Annotated in this window: 17 protein-coding genes; 6 read left to right on the top strand and 11 right to left on the bottom strand. The window is 74.1% G+C overall.

Annotation, left to right across the window (positions count from 1 at the left end; genetic code table 11):
- Positions 1 to 32: 32 nt before the first annotated feature.
- The 4 genes from ACWD5O_RS04395 to ACWD5O_RS04380 form a co-directional block, all read right to left on the bottom strand.
- Positions 33 to 659, bottom strand: coding sequence for a CG0192-related protein (locus tag ACWD5O_RS04395; protein WP_450084552.1), 627 nt, complete (start codon positions 657 to 659; stop codon positions 33 to 35).
- A 128-nt stretch (positions 660 to 787) separates the two neighbouring features.
- Entirely contained in the window at positions 788 to 1,882 is a 1,095-nt protein-coding gene (locus tag ACWD5O_RS04390) for an SRPBCC domain-containing protein (protein ID WP_354966020.1), read from the bottom strand.
- Between the two features lie 54 nt (positions 1,883 to 1,936).
- Complete coding sequence (locus tag ACWD5O_RS04385; protein WP_450084551.1) at positions 1,937 to 2,986, bottom strand: NAD(P)H-dependent flavin oxidoreductase; 1,050 nt, start codon at positions 2,984 to 2,986, stop codon at positions 1,937 to 1,939.
- A 4-nt stretch (positions 2,987 to 2,990) separates the two neighbouring features.
- Positions 2,991 to 4,112: a hypothetical protein gene (locus tag ACWD5O_RS04380; protein ID WP_450084550.1), complete on the bottom strand. Its 1,122-nt coding sequence runs from the start codon at positions 4,110 to 4,112 to the stop codon at positions 2,991 to 2,993.
- A gap of 224 nt (positions 4,113 to 4,336) precedes the next feature.
- On the opposite strand from ACWD5O_RS04380, the gene ACWD5O_RS04375 reads away from it, so the two are divergent.
- Complete coding sequence (locus ACWD5O_RS04375; RefSeq protein ID WP_450084549.1) at positions 4,337 to 5,299, top strand: hypothetical protein; 963 nt, start codon at positions 4,337 to 4,339, stop codon at positions 5,297 to 5,299.
- Between the two features lie 105 nt (positions 5,300 to 5,404).
- Here ACWD5O_RS04375 and ACWD5O_RS04370 read toward each other — a convergent pair whose 3' ends face one another.
- Both ACWD5O_RS04370 and ACWD5O_RS04365 read right to left on the bottom strand, forming a co-directional pair.
- Positions 5,405 to 6,313 carry a hypothetical protein gene (locus ACWD5O_RS04370; protein ID WP_354966024.1) on the bottom strand — a complete coding sequence of 303 codons (909 nt, stop codon included), beginning with the start codon at positions 6,311 to 6,313 and terminating at the stop codon, positions 5,405 to 5,407.
- Positions 6,313 to 6,834 (bottom strand): SigE family RNA polymerase sigma factor, encoded by a 522-nt coding sequence (locus ACWD5O_RS04365; RefSeq protein WP_354966025.1) that lies wholly within the window; start codon positions 6,832 to 6,834, stop codon positions 6,313 to 6,315. The genes ACWD5O_RS04370 and ACWD5O_RS04365 overlap by 1 nt, the downstream gene beginning before the upstream one ends.
- Positions 6,835 to 7,026: 192 nt before the next feature.
- Between ACWD5O_RS04365 and ACWD5O_RS04360 the strand changes: the two genes are divergently transcribed.
- Positions 7,027 to 7,299, top strand: a complete 273-nt coding sequence (locus tag ACWD5O_RS04360; RefSeq protein WP_354966026.1) for a hypothetical protein — start codon at positions 7,027 to 7,029, stop codon at positions 7,297 to 7,299.
- Positions 7,300 to 7,340: 41 nt separating this feature from the next.
- On the opposite strand, the gene ACWD5O_RS04355 is transcribed toward ACWD5O_RS04360, so the two are convergent.
- Together ACWD5O_RS04355 and ACWD5O_RS04350 are read right to left on the bottom strand one after the other, a co-directional pair.
- Positions 7,341 to 7,925, bottom strand: coding sequence for a hypothetical protein (locus ACWD5O_RS04355; protein ID WP_450084548.1), 585 nt, complete (start codon positions 7,923 to 7,925; stop codon positions 7,341 to 7,343).
- A gap of 121 nt (positions 7,926 to 8,046) precedes the next feature.
- The gene (locus ACWD5O_RS04350) at positions 8,047 to 9,315 is read right to left on the bottom strand and encodes an Nramp family divalent metal transporter (RefSeq protein ID WP_354966028.1); all 1,269 of its coding nucleotides are present in this window, start codon (positions 9,313 to 9,315) and stop codon (positions 8,047 to 8,049) included.
- A gap of 220 nt (positions 9,316 to 9,535) precedes the next feature.
- Between ACWD5O_RS04350 and ACWD5O_RS04345 the strand changes: the two genes are divergently transcribed.
- The 3 genes from ACWD5O_RS04345 to ACWD5O_RS04335 are packed head-to-tail and all read left to right on the top strand — an operon-like array spanning position 9,536 to position 11,840.
- Complete coding sequence (locus ACWD5O_RS04345) at positions 9,536 to 9,943, top strand: GntR family transcriptional regulator (RefSeq protein WP_354966029.1); 408 nt, start codon at positions 9,536 to 9,538, stop codon at positions 9,941 to 9,943.
- A gap of 20 nt (positions 9,944 to 9,963) precedes the next feature.
- A complete protein-coding gene (locus tag ACWD5O_RS04340; RefSeq protein ID WP_354966030.1) occupies positions 9,964 to 10,854 on the top strand; it encodes an ABC transporter ATP-binding protein in 891 nt (296 codons plus the stop codon).
- A complete protein-coding gene (locus tag ACWD5O_RS04335) occupies positions 10,851 to 11,840 on the top strand; it encodes a transporter (RefSeq protein ID WP_354966031.1) in 990 nt (329 codons plus the stop codon). Before ACWD5O_RS04340 ends, ACWD5O_RS04335 begins: the two co-directional genes overlap by 4 nt.
- Before the next feature lie 44 nt (positions 11,841 to 11,884).
- Here ACWD5O_RS04335 and ACWD5O_RS04330 read toward each other — a convergent pair whose 3' ends face one another.
- A complete protein-coding gene (locus ACWD5O_RS04330) occupies positions 11,885 to 12,973 on the bottom strand; it encodes a DNA glycosylase AlkZ-like family protein (protein WP_450084547.1) in 1,089 nt (362 codons plus the stop codon).
- A 146-nt stretch (positions 12,974 to 13,119) separates the two neighbouring features.
- On the opposite strand from ACWD5O_RS04330, the gene ACWD5O_RS04325 reads away from it, so the two are divergent.
- On the top strand, positions 13,120 to 14,730 hold the full coding sequence (locus ACWD5O_RS04325) for a hypothetical protein (RefSeq protein ID WP_449935422.1): 1,611 nt from the start codon (positions 13,120 to 13,122) through the stop codon (positions 14,728 to 14,730).
- 66 nt (positions 14,731 to 14,796) lie between these two features.
- Here ACWD5O_RS04325 and ACWD5O_RS04320 read toward each other — a convergent pair whose 3' ends face one another.
- Entirely contained in the window at positions 14,797 to 16,092 is a 1,296-nt protein-coding gene (locus ACWD5O_RS04320; RefSeq protein WP_450084546.1) for an SWIM zinc finger family protein, read from the bottom strand.
- 11 nt (positions 16,093 to 16,103) lie between these two features.
- Entirely contained in the window at positions 16,104 to 18,884 is a 2,781-nt protein-coding gene (locus ACWD5O_RS04315) for an SNF2-related protein (protein ID WP_450084545.1), read from the bottom strand.
- Positions 18,885 to 18,958 lie beyond the last annotated feature (74 nt).

Genomic DNA, 18,958 nt, shown 5'->3' with positions numbered 1-18,958 from the left:
CGACCGTAACCCCCGGCCGGCCCGCCATGGCGTCAGCGCGCTCGGGCGTACGCCAGCGGCACGGTCGTCGGCTGCCCGCTCCAGCTGCCACTGAGGACCGCCCCGGCGGCATCGACCGCGCCAGCGCCGGGCCGACGTACGACGACCAACTCGACGGAGTCGGTGACGATCAGCGAGGCGTCCTCGTCGACCACCGGTCCCGCGGCGCCGACCGGCAGCGGCGCGGCGCCGTTGGCGAGGATCGTCATGTTCGGCTCACGCAGCTCGCGTCGGCCGTCGACCTCGAAGTACTGCTCCGCCTGACCGGTGCCGGCGAGGATCGCGTCGGCCAGCGCCGTCGCGTACACCGGGTCCGCGCAGCCGTCGTACACCCAGCGCGGGCCGAGCACCGAGTGCTCGGTGGTGCCGACGAGCCAGTCGTCGGCGCCGTCGAGCGGCGCGGCGCGGTAGGTGAGCGGGACCTGGTGGACCGGCCCGTCGCCAGCGCCGACCAGGATCGTCTCGATGCCGACCGCGCCGGCGGGGTCGTCGAAGCGGTAGGCGCCCAGGGTCACCACGTCGGCGCCGGCCGGCCCCCGGTACCACGGTCGAGCGGGCAGCCAGGTCGCCAGCAGGTCGAGCTTCGAGGGGCGCAGGGTCGCCCGGTGCAGCAGTGCCATGCCGCCAGCCTAGGGACGACCGCCCGCCCGCATGCTCCCGGGTCGGGCCGTTGCCGGACGACCGCGAGAACCGGTGGACGCGGCACGATGGCCCTCCCCGCGCTCGGGCCGCCCGTCGCGGCCCGCGTTCACGTGCCCGCGCACGGATTGCCGTCCACCGTGCAGCCCTCCGGCTCCCTGGCCTTCGGCCGACTGTCGCGGACGTCGAACTGGAACGTCTTCGACCCGCCGGCCGGCACGGCCGGCCCGCTGAAGGTGAGCGTCCGCCCGTCCCGCTTCACGTCGGCGCCGTCGACGTCGTCGAAGGTGCTGCTCTCGGCGAGGGTCACCACCACGACCCAGTCCGCCACCGGTGCGCCGCCCGGGTTCTCGACCACCACCTCGCCCGTGTAGCCGAACAGCCGGCTGGAGTCGGTGCGGTAGCTGGCGGTCAGCGGCGGTGATGCCGGGACCGAGGCGAGGGTGGGCGACGGCTTGACCGTCGGGGTGCGGCTCGGGCGGGCGGTCGCCGACGCGGCGGTCCGCGAGGGGCGCGCCGAGGGCGTCGCCCTCGGTGAGCCGGTGGGCACGACGGCCGCCTCGGACGCCGACGCCTGCGTCGGTGACGGTGTCGCCGGGGGTGGGGCGGCAGCGGTGTCCGGCTCGCCCGGCAACGCGACCCACGCCGCCAGCCCCGCGACCAGTACGGCGCCGGTCAGCACCGCGACCACCGTCCGGCGACGGCGGCGGGCCCGGGCAGGGCCCTCCCGGAGCGCGCCGATCGTCGGGAGTTCGGCCGTCATCCCGGCCTCACCGCGCCGCAGGTCGACCTGTTGGAAAGCGAGCCAGTCGAGAATGGCCGGCAGGCGCACGGTCAGCGCCTGCCGGAGCTGCTGCTCGCGTGGATCGTGCTGCTCGGCGGACCAGGTGCCGTGCGTCGTCACCTCGCGGACCGCCAGCCGGCAGCCCTGCTTCGTGGCGGTGACGGCACAGGTCACCTCGGTGAGCCGGCCCGCCTCGTCGCAGCGCATCGTGAGCAGCTCGGGCACCCGCCGTTCGATCACCTCGACCTCGACGTTGGCGTCGAAGCCGGGCAACCCGGCCGTGTGCAGCACCAGCCGGTCCGGGACTTCCGCCACGTCGGCCTCGGCGAACCACCGGCCGAGCAGCTCCCGGTCCGTCAATGCGAGCCACACCCGGTCCGGCGGGTGGGACAGGTCGACCTGCGCGCCGATCTCGATCACGGCGAGACTCTACGGCTTCCACCGCCATCCCGTCCGGGCCGGCCGGCGATCCGGTCAACCCCAGCGGGTCGCCCGCTCGGCCGCCGCCGCCAACGCGGTCCGGGCCCCGGCGCTGACCTCGCCGACCAGCTCGGCGGCCGGCAGGTCCCGGGCCAGGGGATGCGCCTGCCCGGCCCACAGGTTCGGCACCGACGCATCCCCCTCGCGCCGGGCGGCTGACAGCAACGGACGGGTCAGGTGCAGCACCTGCGGGTAGCCGGCGGGCGCCGCGGCGTCGTGGCGGCGCAGGAAATCGTTGACCACGCCGCGAGCCCGCTTGCCGGTGTACGCCCGGGTCAGAGCGGTCGGCGCGGAGCTGGCCACCGCCGACCGGTGCATCGGCGAACTCCCCGCCTCCGGGCAGCGCAGGAACGCCGTGCCGAGCTGCGCGGCGGCGGCGCCGGCGGCCAGCACCGCGGCCACCCCGGGGCCGTCGACGACGCCTCCGGCGGCCACCAGCGGGCGGTCACCACCGGCGGCGACCAGCCGGAGCAGCGGCAGCAGCGCGTAGTCGTCGTCGTCCGGCAGGCCACCGCGATGTCCACCAGCCTCGGTGCCCTGCACCACCACGGCGTCCACGCCGATCTCGGCGGCAGCCGTGGCGGCGTCCGGCCGGGTGATCGTGGCCCACACCTCGGTGCCCCGCTCCCGCAGGGCGGCCACCGCGGCCCGGTCGGGCAGCCCGAAGGCGAAGGACACCACCGGGACCGGGTCGGCGAGCAGCATGGCCAGCTTGTCCGGGTATCCGTCGTCGCCGCCCACCGGCTCGCCCAGGGTCACCCCGCGCTGGCCGGCGTGCGGGGCGAGCCGGTCGGCGTACGCCCGGATGGCGGCCTCGTCGACGGTGCCGGAGTCGGGCAGGAAGACGTTGACACCGAACGGCCGGTCGGTGTGGGCACGGACCTCCGCGATGTCGGCGGCCAGCCGGTCGGTGTCGATCATCCCAGCGGCCAGGAAGCCCAATCCGCCGGCGGAGGAGACGGCCGACACGAGCGCCGGCGTGGACGGGCCGCCGGCCATCGGGGCGGCGACGATCGGGTGGCGCAACGCGGACAGCACGGACATCCCGTCACCGCCGGGCCGTGTGTCGCCGCCACAGCACACCGGCAAGCCCGACCAGCGCCAGCAGCGTCCCGGCGACGGCCACCAGCGGCCAGGTCCGATCGCCCGCGCCGCCCACGTCCGCCGCCGCCGGGCGGACCGCGCTGGGCGCCAGCGGGCCGGCGGTGGTGGACTCCATCGGCTTTGGCGTGGCGGCCGTCCCCGTCGTGGCGGGATACCGCAGGATCGCCGGGTAGGTGCCCTGCGGCTGGCCGGCGGACTCGGAGACGGTGAGCAACGACCGGCCGTCCCGGCTGTAGGTGATCGACTCGCCCTGGGGCTCGTCCGGCAGCGGGGTGACCCGCGGGACGCCCTTGGTCAGCGCGGCGACCAGGTCGCCGTCGGGCACGTCGTACTCGAAGGCGTCGGCGTAGCTGCGCAGCACCACCCGACGCCCGTCCGGCGCGCTCGCCGCGCCGGTGACCACACCCCGGCCGAGAAAGGAGAACGGGTTGCTGGTCGTGGAGGCCGGCAGGGCCACCTGACCGACCGAGGCCAGCGGCGTCGTCGCCGCGGGACGCAGCGCGGTGGTCGGCGCGTACAGGAAGACCGTGCCGCTGCCCCCCTTGGTCACGATCAGCGGCCGGCCATCCGCGTCGAGCAGCAACGCCTCCGCGTCGTGCGGGCGGTCCGGGTACGTCATCCGGTGCAGCACCGGCTGGTCCGCGTCCGGCGCGAGCCGCCACAGCGCGATCGTCTCCCGCGTGCGGTCGTTGTCGCCGATGTCGGCGACCCAGATGGTGCCGTCCGGGCCGACGGCCAGGTCCTCCGTGTCGCGTGGTTGGGACGGGTAGGCGACCGTCCGCACCACCGCGCAACGGCGGTCGAGAAAGAAGATCCGGCGGCGGGCCTCGTCGTCGGCGCCGTCGTTGACCACCACGTACCCGTCGTCCGTGGCGACCATCCCGGACATCTCCCGGAGCCGATCGTCGCGCACCTGGCAGACCGCCGTTCCGGCGCCCGGCGCGCCGGCCAGCGCCGCGCCCGGCGCGAGCACCAGTGCCAGCGGCACCGCCCAGACGAGCAGGGTGGCCAGCGCTGTTCCCGCCCGGGCGTGCCGCCCCCGGGTCACCCGCGCCCGCACCCGCATCGCCCGCCCTCCTCGCCACGGCCGTGGCCGGCCGCCTCGCCCATCCTGGCCGATCCCGGCCACCGGTGGTGGCTATCGCGGGGATGACACCCACATCCTTGCCCATCCATAAACGATCTATCTATAGTGCCGGCACCGGCTGCGCCGGCTCACCACCACCGCCGAGGCGCGACTGCGGCACCTACGCCTCCCGCCCCGCCTGACGCCGGACCCGAAGGATGGCCATGCCGACGACCGACCTGTTGGCCCGCCGGTACTGGCGGCTGCTGCGCCGCCGGCTCGGCCGCCCCGCCAGTTACAGCGTCGTCGCCTGGGCCACGCTGGCCGCGCTCATCTGCGGCCTCTTCGCCGGCGCGCTGGCCAGCCGGGTCGCCTGGGAGACTTCCCGACCGCAGCCCGACCGCGCCGAGGCCGGCGCCATCCTGACCGAGGTCTTTCCCGGACATGACCTGGGCGAGATCGACACCCCACCCGCGCTCTTCGTCGTGTACGGGCACCCCCTGCGGCTGAGCAACCTCAAAACCGTGCTGCTCGGCGACGGCGGCGAGTACCAGGAGAGCGCCACCGGCGTCACCTCCGTCGGCGCACCATCGGTGCCGGCCGAGCAGATCGTCACGGTGGCCCGGCAGCGCCTGCGCGAAACCGGCTGGCGGCTGTACGACCCCGTGGTGGTCGAGGACACGATCTGCTCGGACAAGCTGTGCGCTACCCCGATGGTGAGCACCACGACCACCATGCTGGCTCGGCGCGGCGACACCATCCTGAACGCCTCCATCCCCTCACAGACCACCGGTGACGGCACGTACCTGTCGGTCGAACTGCACCGCGCGCCGCCGCCGGCGGTGGTCCCCGCCGGGGTGATCGGCGCGCTGCTGGGCGCGCTGGCCGGGTGGCTGGTCTTCGGTTGGGCCAGCCGACGCACCGAGGAACGCCTGGGCGGCGGCACGGCGAAATTCCTGTTCGGCGTCACCATGGTGCTGTGGTGGCTGCCGGTGCTCCTCGCCGCGCCCCAACTGCTCAAGCACCACCTCGACGAGCCGCACCCGGCGTGGCACCCGCTGTGGGAGTGGCTGGGCCAACTGGCGGCCTCGCTGCTCTTGCTGGTCGGCGCGGTGTGCGCGCTGCTGGCGCTGGGGCTGGCCGCCGCATCCCGCCGCGACCGGTCCCCGGTGACGCTCACCGACTGATCCGCCGCGACATCCACTGAGGACCCGACCGGCCAATGCCGGCTGACGCACTGCCCGCCGCGCGGTGCGGCGGGCAGTGCGGGGCCGTGACCTAAGGCCTTTCGGTCAGCGGGCGACGATCACGTTCGTCGGCTTCTGCACCCGCACCGGGACGCCGTAGTCGGACAGCTCCAGGGTCAGCCGCTGATGCGATTCCATGGTGAGCCCACTCTTGGGGCTCTTCACCCCAGCCTTGATCCGGGCCTTGTTCGACGACAGGTAGGTCACCGTCGCGACGCGGCCGTCCGCGCCGACGGTCACGTCCCCGACCAGCGTTCGGGTGCCGGCGCTGTGCTCGTCGTCGTAGGAGCGGGTGCTCTCGAAGTGGTACCGGCCGTCGCCGGTTCGGGTGATCTTGGCGTGCGCCTCCCGTAGCGCCGCGAACAACTCCTTCGGATCGGCCGACGCGCCGGCCGCGCCACCGAGGACGTCGCCGTACTCCAGATAGCCGTTGTTCGGCTCCTGCTTCCAGGTCGCCGAGCCACTCGATCCGACATAGAACGTCCCGTTGATCATCCGCTGGTAGTAGGCCCCTCCACCGGGTATGGAGGAGGTCAGCCAGCCGGTGGAACGGTCCGGGTCCCAGGCTGCCTCCGCGGTCCCCCCGGCGTCCGGGTCCTCCCTGCTGCCGACGGTGATCTTCAGGCGGTAGCTGACGGCCTCGCTGGCGGTGATCGCCGAGGCCAGCTGGAGCTGTGGCGAGTCGGCGCTGGCCACCGGCGGCGGGTTGCCACCCGGCGCCGAGGCACCCGGGGCGTTGCCTCCCGGCGCCGAGGCGCCGGGCCCACCGATCGCCACCACCGCGGCGAGCGCCCCGGCCAGGCCCATCACGCCAGCGGCGTACGAGGCTCGCCGCACGGTGACCCGTCGCCCGTGCCGCCGGGTCGCCGCGCCCAGCACGTCCGTGTCGAGCGCGAGGCCCGCCACCTCCTGGCGCATTCCGATGGTCAACTGCTCTTCGATGTCGCTGGTCATCATTTCGCTCCGTTCGAGGCCGGGACGTCGTCGACCGTCCAGGCGGCGGTCACCTCGCGGAGGCGGGACAACCCCCGGGAGGCGGTGGACTTGACGGTGCCGATCGAGCAACCGAGGATCTCGGCGGCCTCCGCCTCGCTGCACTGCTCCCAGTACCGCAGCACCAGCACCGCCCGCTGCCGGGGCGGCAGCGTGGCCAGCGCCTGCATCAGCGCCTGGCGCAGGTGCAGCGCCTCGGTGCCGTCCGGCTCGCCGGGCGGCTCCACCTGGGCCAGCACCTCCGGGCGGCGTCGGCGGCTGCGCCACTGGTCCACCGCGAGGTGGTACAGCGTCCGGCGCAGGTAGCCCTCCTTGTCACCGTGCACCCGGCTCCAGTGCCGCATCAGCCGTTCCAGCGCCGCCTGCACCAGGTCCTCGCCGGCGGCTCGGTTGCCGGTCAGCAGTACCGCCGTCGCGAGCAGGGCACTGCCGCGATCGGCGACGAGCGTGTCCAACCCCTCGAAGCGTTTCTTCCACCGCACGGGCTCTCCTTCCGTCGCAACCAAGGACGACGGCTCCGGGGCACAGGTTGACTGCCGTCCGCAACTTTCCGCACGCCGGGTGTCGGCCCACGCCGGGTGTCGGCCACCGCGCAGCGATGCGGCGTGAATCGGACGGTGACGGGTAGGCAGCGGCCCGGCGGCATGTCGACACCCGCCGGGTAGGAGACCGCGATGAGCACGTACCGGGACGAGCAGAGTGATCCAATTCCCCCGCCCGAGGCGGACGCCCTCGAGCAACGGCAGGACGCGATCGACACGGGGCCACCGGACCGCATGTCGGGTGATGTGGACCCGGAGGCGTCCGAGGCCGACCTGGCCGAGCAGGGCGCGCTACCGGCGGGCACGCTCGACGAGGCGACGTCGCTTCCGGCCGATGCCAACGCGGCGGACGCCCTCGAACAGCGTCAGGCGATCCCCACCCGCGACGAGGGTCGGCGGACGTGACCGGGCCGGCCGTGGCCGGTTGAGCCCCGCCCGGTCGCGGCTCAGCCGAGTGCCCGCAGCCTGCGGTTCCACCAGCCCGGCCGCTGGCCGGCGATCGCACGCAGCCGCCAGTGCTCGGCGTGCTGCGTGACGATGAGCAGCGGCACCAGGCCGAGCGCCAGCAGCGGCAGGTAGCGCGGGGCCGAACGGTTCTCCCGCAGCAGCGCGCCCAGGGCGGCCGCGCCCGACACGTACAGGATCGGGTTGTAGTACCGCATCAGCTCCGGCCCCATCCCCTCGCACTCGCGCAGCCAGGGCACGCCGAGGCGGGTCCGCCGGCCGGGCCAGCCGCGCAGGTGGGCGATCACCGCGGCCAGCCCGACGCCGTTGCCGACGGCGAAGATCCGGTCGCTGGACGCCGGGCGGGTACCGGCCGCCCGCCACAGCGTCCCGGCGCCAAGGGTCCACAGCCCGGCGGCGGGCACCGGGCCCAGGACGGAGGCCGCCGGCATGCCGACACCGGCGCCCAACTCGAAGAAGACGTGCGCCGCCAGCCCCGCCGTGGCGAGCCTGGTCAGCGGCCGCCGGGCCGCCCGATCCGGTCGTACCCGGCCTCCGCCCGTCCACCCGATCCGGTACGACCCCACGGCAGGACCCTTCCCCAGTACGGCAGCTCGGCTCGTCACCGGTCACTCCCCCGGACCAGCCCGATCGCGGTACCCGCTCCGACCCGGCCTACACGCCACGGTCGGCACCCGCCCGACCGGCTCAGCCGGTGACGACCTGCCAGAGCAGGAAGGCGTTGAGTGCGACGACCAGGGCGGCCACCAGGGACGCGGCGGCGGTGGTGAGCGGATGGTTGACCAGGTTGCCCATCAGGTCCCGGCGGCGGGTGAAGGCGACCACCGGGATCAGCGCGAACGGGATGCCGAAGCTGAGGATGACCTGGGACAGCACCAGGGCCTGGGTCGGGTCGAGGCCGATGGCGAGCACGGCCAGCGCGGGCAGCAGGGTGACCAGCCGGCGCAGCAGCAGCGGGATCCGGCGGCGCAGGAAGCCCTGCATGATCACCTCACCCGCGTAGGTGCCGACACTGGTGGACGCGAGCCCGGAGACCAGCAGGGCGATGGCGAAGCCGAACGCCGCGGCGGTGCCGATGGTCTGGCCGAGGCCGGCGTGCACGCCCTCCAGGCTGTCGGCGCCGACCGGGCCGCCGCCGCGGAAGCTGGCCGCGGCGATCAGCAGCATGGCGAGGTTGACCGCGCCGGCGGCGGTCAGCGCGAGCAGCACGTCGGCGCGTTGACCGCGGAAGAGCGTACGACGCTCGGTGTCGTCGGTGGCCGGGATGCGGTCACGGGTGAGCGCGGAGTGCACGTAGATGACGTGCGGCATGACGGTGGCGCCGAGGATGCCGGCGGCCAGCAGCACGCTGTCGGTGCCCTGGAGCCGGGGCACCAGGCCGGCCACGGCGGAGCCCGGGTCGGAGCCGGCGGCGAGCAGGTTCGCCGCGAAGGCCAGGACGATGACGCCGAGCCCCACGGCGATGGCGATCTCGAAGGCGCGGAATCCACGCGAGCGCAGGGCGAGCACGGCGAACGCGGCGGTGCCGATGATGATCCCACCGGGCAGCAGGGGGATGCCGAAGAGCAGGTACAGGGCGACGGCGCCGCCGATCACCTCGGCCAGGTCGGTGGCCATGGCAACCAGCTCGGCCTGCACCCACATGACCCGGTTCACCGGCTTCGGCAGGCGTTCCCGGCACAGCTCGGGCAGGCTGCGCCCGGTGGCCAGGCCGAGCTTGGCGGTGAGCGTCTGCACGAGCATCGCCATGAGGTTGGCCACCACCACGACCCAGACCAGCAGGTAGCCGTAGCGGGCGCCGGCGGCCGAGTTGGTGGCGAAGTTGCCGGGGTCGACGTAGGCGACGGCGGCGACGAAGGCCGGGCCGAGCAGGATGAGCCGTCCGCGTAGCCGGCCCCGAGCGCGGGCTACCTGGAGCGGCGTCGGTCTCGACGTCGTCAGTTCGCTGGTGACCATCGAACACCTCCTCATCCAGACGGATCACGTGCCCGTTCCCTTCCCGGCCGGTTGACCCGTCGGTGCCACCTGCTGGCCTTCTGGTGCCAACACCCCCCGACCAGCCCGGCGACCCACGCGTTCGGGGCAACTCCGCGGGCCTCTCTTGACAGCGGTCCGGCTCCCGGTGAAGCTGTCTATTAGTCCTACTGTCGTAGGACAACAGGGAGGATCGTCTCGAGTGATCGAGTTTGTGCTGGACAGCCGGTCGAAGGTGAACACCTACATGCAGCTCGTGCAGCAGGTGAAACAGGCGCTGCGGGTCGGCCTGCTGGTGCCGGGCGACCAGTTGCCAAAGGTCAGGGACGTCGCGCAGTCGCTGGCGATCAACCCGAACACGGTGCTGAAGGCGTACCGGGAGTTGGAGATCGAAGGTCTGGTCGGCGGCCGACCCGGGGTGGGCACGTTCGTCCAGCGCACCCTGGCCGGCGCGTCCCTGCCCAACCAGGCCGAGCTGCGCGAAGACCTCGTCGCGTGGCTGCACCGGGCGCAGTCGGCCGGCCTCACGGCCGAGGACGTCGTCGCCCTGGTGGAGACCACGCTGCGAGCCACCCTCGCCGACGACGCCCCTCAGAAGGAGCCCGCGTGAGAGGAACGAGAGGACAGAGGATGGACATGGTCTTGGAGGCCGACCGGCTGGGCAAGCGGTACGGCAGCACCTGGGCGCTGCGGGACTGCTCGCTGCACCTGCCGGCCGGCCGCATCGCCGCACTGGTCGGGCCGAACGGGGCGGGCAAGAGCACGCTGCTGCACCTGGCCGTCGGGCTGCTCAAGCCCGACGCGGGCACGGTACGGGTGTTCGGCAGATCGCCGTACGGAGACACGGAGGGCCTGGCGGACATCGGGTTCGTCGCTCAGGACACCCCGCTGTACCGGGACTTCACCGCCGCCGAACTGGTCACCGCCGGCGGCAAGCTGAACCGCCGGTGGGACGCGCCGCTGGCCCGTACCCGGCTGGCGCAACTCGGCATACCGCCGGACCGGCCGGTCGGGAAACTCTCCGGCGGGCAACGCGCCCAGGTGGCGCTCGCCCTGGCGCTGGCCAAACAGCCCCGGCTGCTGCTGCTCGACGAGCCGGTCGCCAGCCTCGACCCCCTCGCCCGACGGGAGTTCCTCCAGTCACTGATGGGCAGCGTCGCGGACTCCGGCACCACCGTCCTGCTCTCCTCACACCTGCTGGCCGACCTGGAACGCGTCTGCGACTACCTGATCGTGCTCAACGCCGCCGAGGTGCAGCTCGCCGACACGGTCGACGATCTGGTGGCCGGCCACCGGCAGCTGATCGGACCCCGGCACGAGGGCGGCCCGATCGGGGGCGTCGCCGCCGTCGTCCGGGCCAGCCACACCGACCGGCAGTCCACGCTGCTCGTGCGCACCGACGGCCCGGTCACCGATCCGGCCTGGACGGTCCGCGAGGTCGGCCTGGAGGACGTCGTCCTGGCCTACCTGGCCGACGGCAACACGCAGACCAGTCACAGCGAGTGGGGGGTGCCGGCATGATCTGGCTGACCTGGCGGCAACACCGCAAGCAGGCGTTCTTCACCCTGCTGGGCTTCGCGGCGCTCGCCGCCCTGATGGTGCCCATCGGCCTGTCGATGCGGCACACATACGCCGACCTCGGCTTGGCCGACTGCGCGCGCCAGCTGGCTGACCCGAACGTGGCCGCGGCCACCCGGGACGGCTGCGACGCGGGCTTCCACCGCTTCAGCAACCGCTACGGCAGCCTGAACCTGGTGGCCGTGCTGCTGCTCACCCTGCCGGTGCTGGTCGGCCTGTTCTGGGGCGCCCCGCTGGTCGCACGCGAGGTGGAACACGGCACCCACCGCTTCGTCTGGACCCAGGGCGTCGGCCGGATCCGCTGGGCGCTGGTGAAGTTCGGGCTGGTCGGCGGGGCGACGTTGCTCGCGGCGGTCTGCTACGGCCTGGGCATGTCGTGGTGGGTCGACCCGCTGACCCAGACCGCCCACGAGGGTCGGCTGGGCGTGATCGTCTTCGACCTGCAGGGCGTCGCCCCGATCGGGTACACCCTCTTCGCCGTGGCGCTCGGCATTTTCGCGGGCACGGTGTGGAAGCGGATGCTGCCCGCCATGGGCATCACCCTGGCCGGGTTCATTGGCGTACGGGCAGCCGTGGCGGTCCTGGCACGACCGCACTACCAACCCGCCAAGACCCTCACCTTCCCGATCGAAGGGGTCACCGAGCCGCAGACCGAGCGCGGCGGTTGGATCCTCGCCCAGGGCGTCCGCAACGCCGACGGGACGATGGTGGCACCGGACACCCGGATCCAGTGCCCGCCGGGTGGCAAGGGACCGGACGGGCGGGCCTGCGGCTCCGAGCTGGGCATCGAGCCGGGCGCGTACAACTGGCAGCTCTACCAGCCGGCGGACCGGTTCTGGCTGTTCCAGGGCATCGAGACCGGCATCTTCGTGGCGCTGGCCCTGCTCCTGCTCTACCTCGCCGTCCGCCGGGTGCGCCGCATCGCGTAGCTCGGGTCGGGTGGTCGCCGGGCCACGGGGCCGGCGACCACCCGTCAGCGCAGGCCCTCGGCGGTCAGCTCGAGCCAGCCCGCGAGGTCGTGCAGCTCGTCGTGCACGGCCCGGGTCACGTCCCGGCTGAACGGCAGGTCCTCGTGGATGGCGTGCACCGTGAGGGCGCCGCGCCGGCGGTCCGCCGTGGCGTCGACCTTTCCGACCAGCCGGTCGCCGTGCAGGATCGGCAACGCGAAGTAGCCCCACCGTCGGCTGGTCTTCGGCTTGTACATCTCCAGCACGTACTCGTACTCGAACAGCTCCGCGAGGCGGACCCGGTCGTGCACCAGTCGGTCGAAGGGCGACAGCACCGCGGTACGCCCGGTGAAGGGCTGCCCGAGCGCGGCCGGGTCCACCCGCCAGACCCCCGGCACACCCTCGACGACCGCCTGTTCACCGGCCGCGCCGACATCCGCCGGCTCGCCGGGGACGACCACCGCCCGCCCCCGGGCGATGCCCAACGCCCGCAGCCGCCGCTCGTTGCGGAGCCGCAGCGCCTGTTCCAGCGGGACGACGGGGGTGTCGGGCGGGTAGACCCGCTCCGCCACGTCCCAGAGTCGCTGCCGACCCTGACGGCCGGCGATCGCGACCTCCCCGCGCAGGACCAGGAACTCCAGCATCTGGGTGACGTTGCGGTTGTTGGTCCACCCCGACGACGGCCACGGCGCCACGCACGTGTCCGGGATGTCACGGGAGAGCAGCGGCCCGGACCGGCCGAGCAGATCGAGCACGTCGCGGCGGAACGAGTCGTTGGCGCGCAGCCACTCACGCTGCCGCTCGTGACTCGGCGAGGCCGCCATGGCGGCGAGGTAGAGCCCCAGATCGTTCATCGGCCGCACCATCGCGTGATGCTCGAAGAGCGACCGGTCCCGCTCCAGCGCCCGCGGCAACTCGGCCGGCTGGTAGGACGAGCCGAGCCGGCTCCAGGCGACCAGGTCCGCGTTCGGCGCCACGGCAGCCGTCGGGTCGATCTGCAACAGCGTCAGCTGACGCACCACGGCCAGCAGGTCGGTCGGCCGTGGCGCGGCGAGCAGCTGGGCCCGGACGGCGATCCGTCGCGCCTGCGCCCGGTCGAGTTGGTGTACCACCACGCCGCCGAGCCTAGCGGCGCCCTCCGACGAAGTCGGATTCCGGCCCGTCGCCAACGCGACTGAACGTGCCGGTCCGATCACGATCAGTGCTCCGATGTGGACCGCAGGGCCCGCGTCCCGCGGGCCGCAGGGATGGGAGCGTACGCGTGAAGTCCAGAATCCTCCGTCGGGTCGCCGCGTCGGCCGTGGCGCTCGCCTGCGCCGCGCTGGGCGCGGTGGCACTGCCGGCCGCCCCGGCGGCCGCCAGCCCGATCCGCAACGCGACCGCCTGGTCGGTGCTGCTGTGCAAGTTCAGCGACAAGCCGGCCGAGCCGAAGACGCCGGCGCACTTCGCCAACTTCCTCACCGCCGCCGGGATTGGCACCGGCGGGGTGGCGGACTACCTGGCCGACCAGTCCGGTGGGCGCGTCTCGCTGGTCGGCTCAGTGGTCCGGGGCTGGTACACGATGCCGTACACCCTCGCGCAGTTCCAGTCGATCGACCGGTGGACCCGGATCCAACGCTGCGTGGACACCGCCGCGGCCGCCGGCTACGGGGTGCCCGCCGGCAACCGGATCGCGGTCATGCTCAACGACTGGGTGGACTCCGGGGCGGCCGGCGGCCGGGTGCTGCTCGACCCGGGCGCCTGGAACGTCGACTTCGCCGCGCACGAGATGCTGCACGGCTACAACCTGGGCCACTCGTTCTCCAACGACACCACGTACCAGAACGCGCCGTGGTCCCAGCCCGGCGAGTACGACGACCCGTGGGACGAGATGAGCGCGATGCACATCTACGCCTTCGGCACCGCGAACTACGGCACCAGCGCGGTCGGGCTCAACGGGCCGCACCGTGACGAGCTGGGCTGGCTGCCGAAGAACCGGGTGTTCACCATGGCCGCCGACGGGGTGGGCTCGCGCACCCTCACCCTGGCGCCGCTGGAGGTGCCCGCGGCGAGCGGCCCGCAGCTGGTCCGGATCCCGTTCGACCCGGCCGATGCGTTCCACTACTACACCGTCGAGTTCCGCCGGAAGACCGGCTGGAGCGCCGGCATCCCGGGGGACACGGTGCTGCTGCACGAGGTCCGCAACGGCACCCCCACCCTGCTGCGCACCGGGCCCGGCGGCGGACCGGCCCAGTCGCTCAACGCTAACGGCGTGCAGATCGGCGTGAACTGGGTGTCCGGCAACAACGCGTCGGTGACGGTGACCACCGACGTGGTCAACCGCTGCCTGCAGGGGTACGTCTGGCGGGAGGCCCGCCCCGGTGACCTGGTCTGCGTCACCGGCGCCACCCGCAGCCAGGTGTGGGCGGACAACGCCGCCGCGCCGAGCCGCTGGGTGAACGGCCCGTACGGTCCGCACACCTGCGTCGCCGGCTACGTGTGGCGCGAGGCGTACGCCGGGGACGACGTCTGCGTCACCGGCACCCAGCGCAGCCAGGCCGCCGCGGACAACGCCGCCGCCGCGTCCCGGCGCAACCCCGCCCGGTTGGTGTCCGGCCCGAACACCTGCGTCAGCGGGTACGTCTGGCGCGACGCCGACCAGTCGGACTACGTCTGCGTGACCGGCACGACCCGTTCCCAGGTGCTCGCGGACAACGCGGTCGCCGCGAGCCGCTGGGTCAGCGGCCCGTACGGTCCGCACACCTGCGTCGCCGGCTACGTGTGGCGCGAGGCGTTCCTCGGCGACGACGTCTGCGTCACCGGCACCCAGCGCAGCCAGGCCGCGGCCGACAACGCCGCCGGGCCCGGCCGGGTGCTGCGCCCCGCGGGCTGACCGCTGGCGTCCCGATCGGGCGGGCATCCCCCGCCCGATCGGGTGCCGGCACGAACACCGAGCCGGTCACCGGAGGTCGCTGGGCCGGTCCGGTGGCAGGTCGAGCAGGGCGTCAGCCGGGTCGGTGCGGGGCGGACCCGCCGGCCACCAGGCACCGCCGTGGCGCCGGAACGGATACCAGTGCCCGTCCCGGCCGTAGCGCACCTGGACGTCCCGGCCGACGGTCCATCGGTTGCGCCAGGTCCTCACCTCGTCGTTACCCGTCGCACGCAGCGTCTCGGTGACCTGGGCGGTCACCTCGGGTGGCGGGGTGAACACCGCGTCCAGGACGTCGACGCCGGCCGTGCCGCCGTACTCCCAGGCTCGAATGGCCCTGGGCAGGTCGGTCGCCCGGCCGGTGGCCTCGGCCAGGCGTTCGACCGCCGGCGAACGCGGCGCGCGGGCCGCCAACCGGGCGGCGTCCGGCCAGGCGTCGGGCGTCGGCGCGAGCAGTTCGTCGCGGGTGGCGGCGAGCAGGTGCCGCGCCCGGGACGCGGCGTCGGCGGCGAGCAGCCCGAGCGCCTCGGCGTCGACGCCGGGAGCGGAGTGCCCGGCCAGGAGTGGGGTGAGCGCCAGCGGTTCGCCCGAGACCGGCACCGGTGGGCCGGGCAGCGGCGCCGGGGTGGCGGCGTACGCCTCGTCCGCTCCGGTGCCGGCCGGGGCGGCGTCGTCCGCCACCGCGAAGCGCCGCCGGGCGTTGCGCCGGCGCAGCTCCTCCACCAGTTCGGCCTCGGCCCGCCCGCGCATCAACAGCAGCACGAACGGGTCGCGGTCGAGCAGCCAGGACGTCTGGTAGGCCAGCGCGGCGGCGTGCCGGCAGGGCTGGTCCCAGGAGGGGCACTCGCACTCCGGTTCCAGGTCACCGTAGCCGGGTAGCAGGCGTACCCCGGCGTCCTCGGCGGTGTCGACCAGCTCGGGTGGCATCTCCCGGTCGAGCATCGCGGCGATGTGCCCGGCCTTCGCGGCGAGCGCGTCGAGCAGCCGGTCCCACTGGCGGTCGGCGAGCGGGGCCACGCGTATCACCGTGTCGTGCGGAGTCTCCGGGTCGCCGTCGTGCACTGGTGCGGAGATCCGGCCCGGGCTCACGGTGATCGGGCCGACCTGGCCGGCGGACGCGTACCGACGGCCCCGGCTCAGCTGTCCACGGTCGAGCGCGGCCCGCTCCATCGCGTCGATCCAGGCGGTGCCCCACCAGGTGGCGGCGAACGTCCGGCCGATCCGCCGGTCGGGCCCGAAGGCCGGGAAGCTGCGGGCCCGACCGTCGTCGCGGACCGGCTCGGCGTCGTCGTCCCACGGGTCGTCGAAGTCGGGGTCGCCAGTCACGTCCGGGCTCCTCATTCCTCGCCGCCGAGCCGGACGAGACGGAGCAGCTCGGCGTCGGACAGCTCGGTCAGGGCGGTCTCGCCGCCGGTGAGCACGGCGTCGGCGAGCGCCCTCTTGGACTCCAGCAGGGCGGCGATGCGCTCCTCCAGGGTGCCCTGCGCGATCAGCCGATGCACCTGCACCGGTCTGGTCTGCCCGATCCGGTGGGCCCGGTCGGTGGCCTGCTCCTCCACCGCGGGGTTCCACCAGCGGTCGTAGTGGATGACGTGGTCGGCCCGGGTGAGGGTCAGGCCGGCGCCGGCCGCCTTGAGTGACAGCAGGAAGACCGGCACCTCGCCGGCCTGGAACCGGCGGACCAGCTCCTCGCGCTGCGGCACGGGCGTGCCGCCGTGCAGCAACTGCGCCGGTACGCCCCGCTCGGCCAGGTGTCGGGCCAGCAGCCGTGCCATCCGCACGTACTGGGTGAACACCAGCGCGCCGCCGCCCTCGGCGAGGATGGTGTCCAGCAGGTCGTCGAGGAGGTCCAGCTTCTCCGACCGGCCGCGCAGCGGGCCGCGCGGCTCCTTCAGATAGTGGGCCGGGTGGTTGCAGACCTGCTTCAGCTCGACCAGCAGCTTGAGCACCAGGCCACGGCGGGCGATGCCGCCACCGCTGGCCCGGATCTCGGCCAGCACCGCACCGACCACCTTCTCGTAGAGGGCGGTCTGTTCGGCGGTCAGCGGGACCAGGTGATCGGTGACCGTCTTCGGGGGCAGCTCGGGGGCGATGCCCGGGTCCGTCTTGCGGCGGCGCAGCAGGAACGGGCGGACCAGCCGGGACAGCCGCGCGACGCTCGCGGAGTCCCGGTCCACCTCGATCGGTCGGGCCCAGGTCGCACGGAACTGCCCCGCCGCGCCGAGCAGGCCGGGAGTGGTCCAGTCCAGGATCGCCCACAGGTCGGTGAGGTCGTTCTCCACCGGAGTGCCGGTGAGCGCGATCCGGGCACGCGCCGGAATCGTCCGCAGCGCCTTCGCGGTGCCGCTGAGCCGGTTCTTGACGTACTGGGCCTCGTCGGCGACCACCAGCCCCCAACGCTGGCCGGCCAGGGCGTCGGCGTCGAGTCGCATGGTGCCGTAGCTGGTCAGCACGATCCCGTCGGTCAGCTCGGCCAGCGACCGGGCGGTGCCGTGGAAGCGGCGCACGGACGTGCCGGGCGCGAACCTGCGGATCTCCCGTTCCCAGGTGCCGAGCACCGAGGCGGGACAGACCACCAGGGTCGCGCCGGCGGTCGTCCGGTCGAGCTGCCGGCGCAGGTGCAGGGCGACGACAGTGACCGTCTTGCCGAGGCCCATGTCGTCGGCGAGGCAGCCACCGAACCCGAGCGAGGCCATCCGCTCCAGCCAGCGCAGCCCGCGCAGCTGGTACTCGCGCAGGCGGCCGGCCAGCCCTGCCGGCGGTGTCAGCGGCTCCGGCCCGCCATCCGGGTCGCCGAGCAGTTCGCACAGCGCGCCCAGCCAGCCGTCGGCCACCACGTCGACCCGCTCGCCGGCCACCTCGGTGCTGGCGGCCAGGGTCGCGGCCAGCGCGTCGTACGCCGGGCGTGGGGGAAGCCGCCGCTCGGCGGCCTTGCGGGCCGGTGCCGGCGGGACCAGGACCCACCCGTCGCGCAGGCGGACGATCGGCCGGGCACCGGCGACCCGGTCCGTCTGCTCGTCGGTCAGCGGGACCCCGGCGAGGGTCAGCTGCCAGCTCAACGGCACCGGCGCGGCGGAGCGGAAGAACGCCGCCGGGTCGGCGGGCTGCTCCGGTGGTGAGCTGACCAGCACCCGGGCGGCGAGCGCACGCGAGAGCCGCGGCGGCCACTCGATGTCGATGCCGGCGGCGGCGAGCCGGGCCTCGGCGCCGCCGAGCAGGTCGACCAGGTCCTCGTCGAGCAGCTCCAGCTCGACCGGCGCGGCCTCGTCGAGGAGTCGCTCCAGTGGCTGCCACAGTGCGGCCGCGCGCCGCACGGCGAGCATCGCCTCCACGGTGGCCCGGTCGCCGAGGCCGTGCTCGTCTCCCGCCCAGAGGGAGGCGGCGTCGCTGACCAGGGTGGGGTCCGCGAGGCTGCGCAGCCGGACGACGGCCGTGGGCACGGTGGTGTCGAGGTTCCCCCGGATCTCCACCCGCAGTGCCATCCGCAGGCCGGTGTCCACCCCTACGGAGACCTGCCCGGCCCAGCCGCGCAGCTCCTCGGCCCGCTGGGGTTCCGCGACGGTGAACCGGGGGTCGCCGGTGAGCCAGGGCGCGGCCGGGGTGCGCGGCAGCGTGTCGGCCACCGCGTCGAGGAACGCGCGGACCAGCTCCTCCGGGTCGGGGAGGACCAGCCGACGCGCGGTGGGGTCCAGCGGCACCGCACGCGCCTCCGCTGGCATGGCGGCGGCCAGCGCTCGGATCCTTTGCACGTCGGCGACGTCGAACGGGCCGGCCCGCCAGGCGTCGTACCCCTGCGGGGACACTCCGGGCAGGATCCGCCCCCGGGCGACGAGGTGCAGCGCGGTGACCGCGACCGCCGACCAGAACGCGGCGGCCGGGTCGAGCACGTCGGTGTCCCGCAGCGCGGCGAGCCCGCGCACGGCGTCGCCCACTCCGATGGTGCGGACCGGCACGGTCTCGAGGACCATCCGGCCGTCACGCGGCAGGGCCAGCCGCAGTTCGCCGCGCTGCCCGAGGCCGGCGAACCGCTCGGTCAACGCATCGCCGGCCGGGTGGTGGACGTGGACCGCGCCGGTCCGGGGTGGGTCGCCCGGCGTGAAGACGACCGTGAACCGCAACTGTGCCTCCCGACCGGTCGGGGCGGTGCTGCCCCGACATCTCTAGCGTACAACGTACGACAGACATACGCGGG

This window comes from Micromonospora sp. NPDC005161, from assembly GCF_053599855.1.
This window is presented reverse-complemented; position numbering and strand designations above follow the sequence as displayed.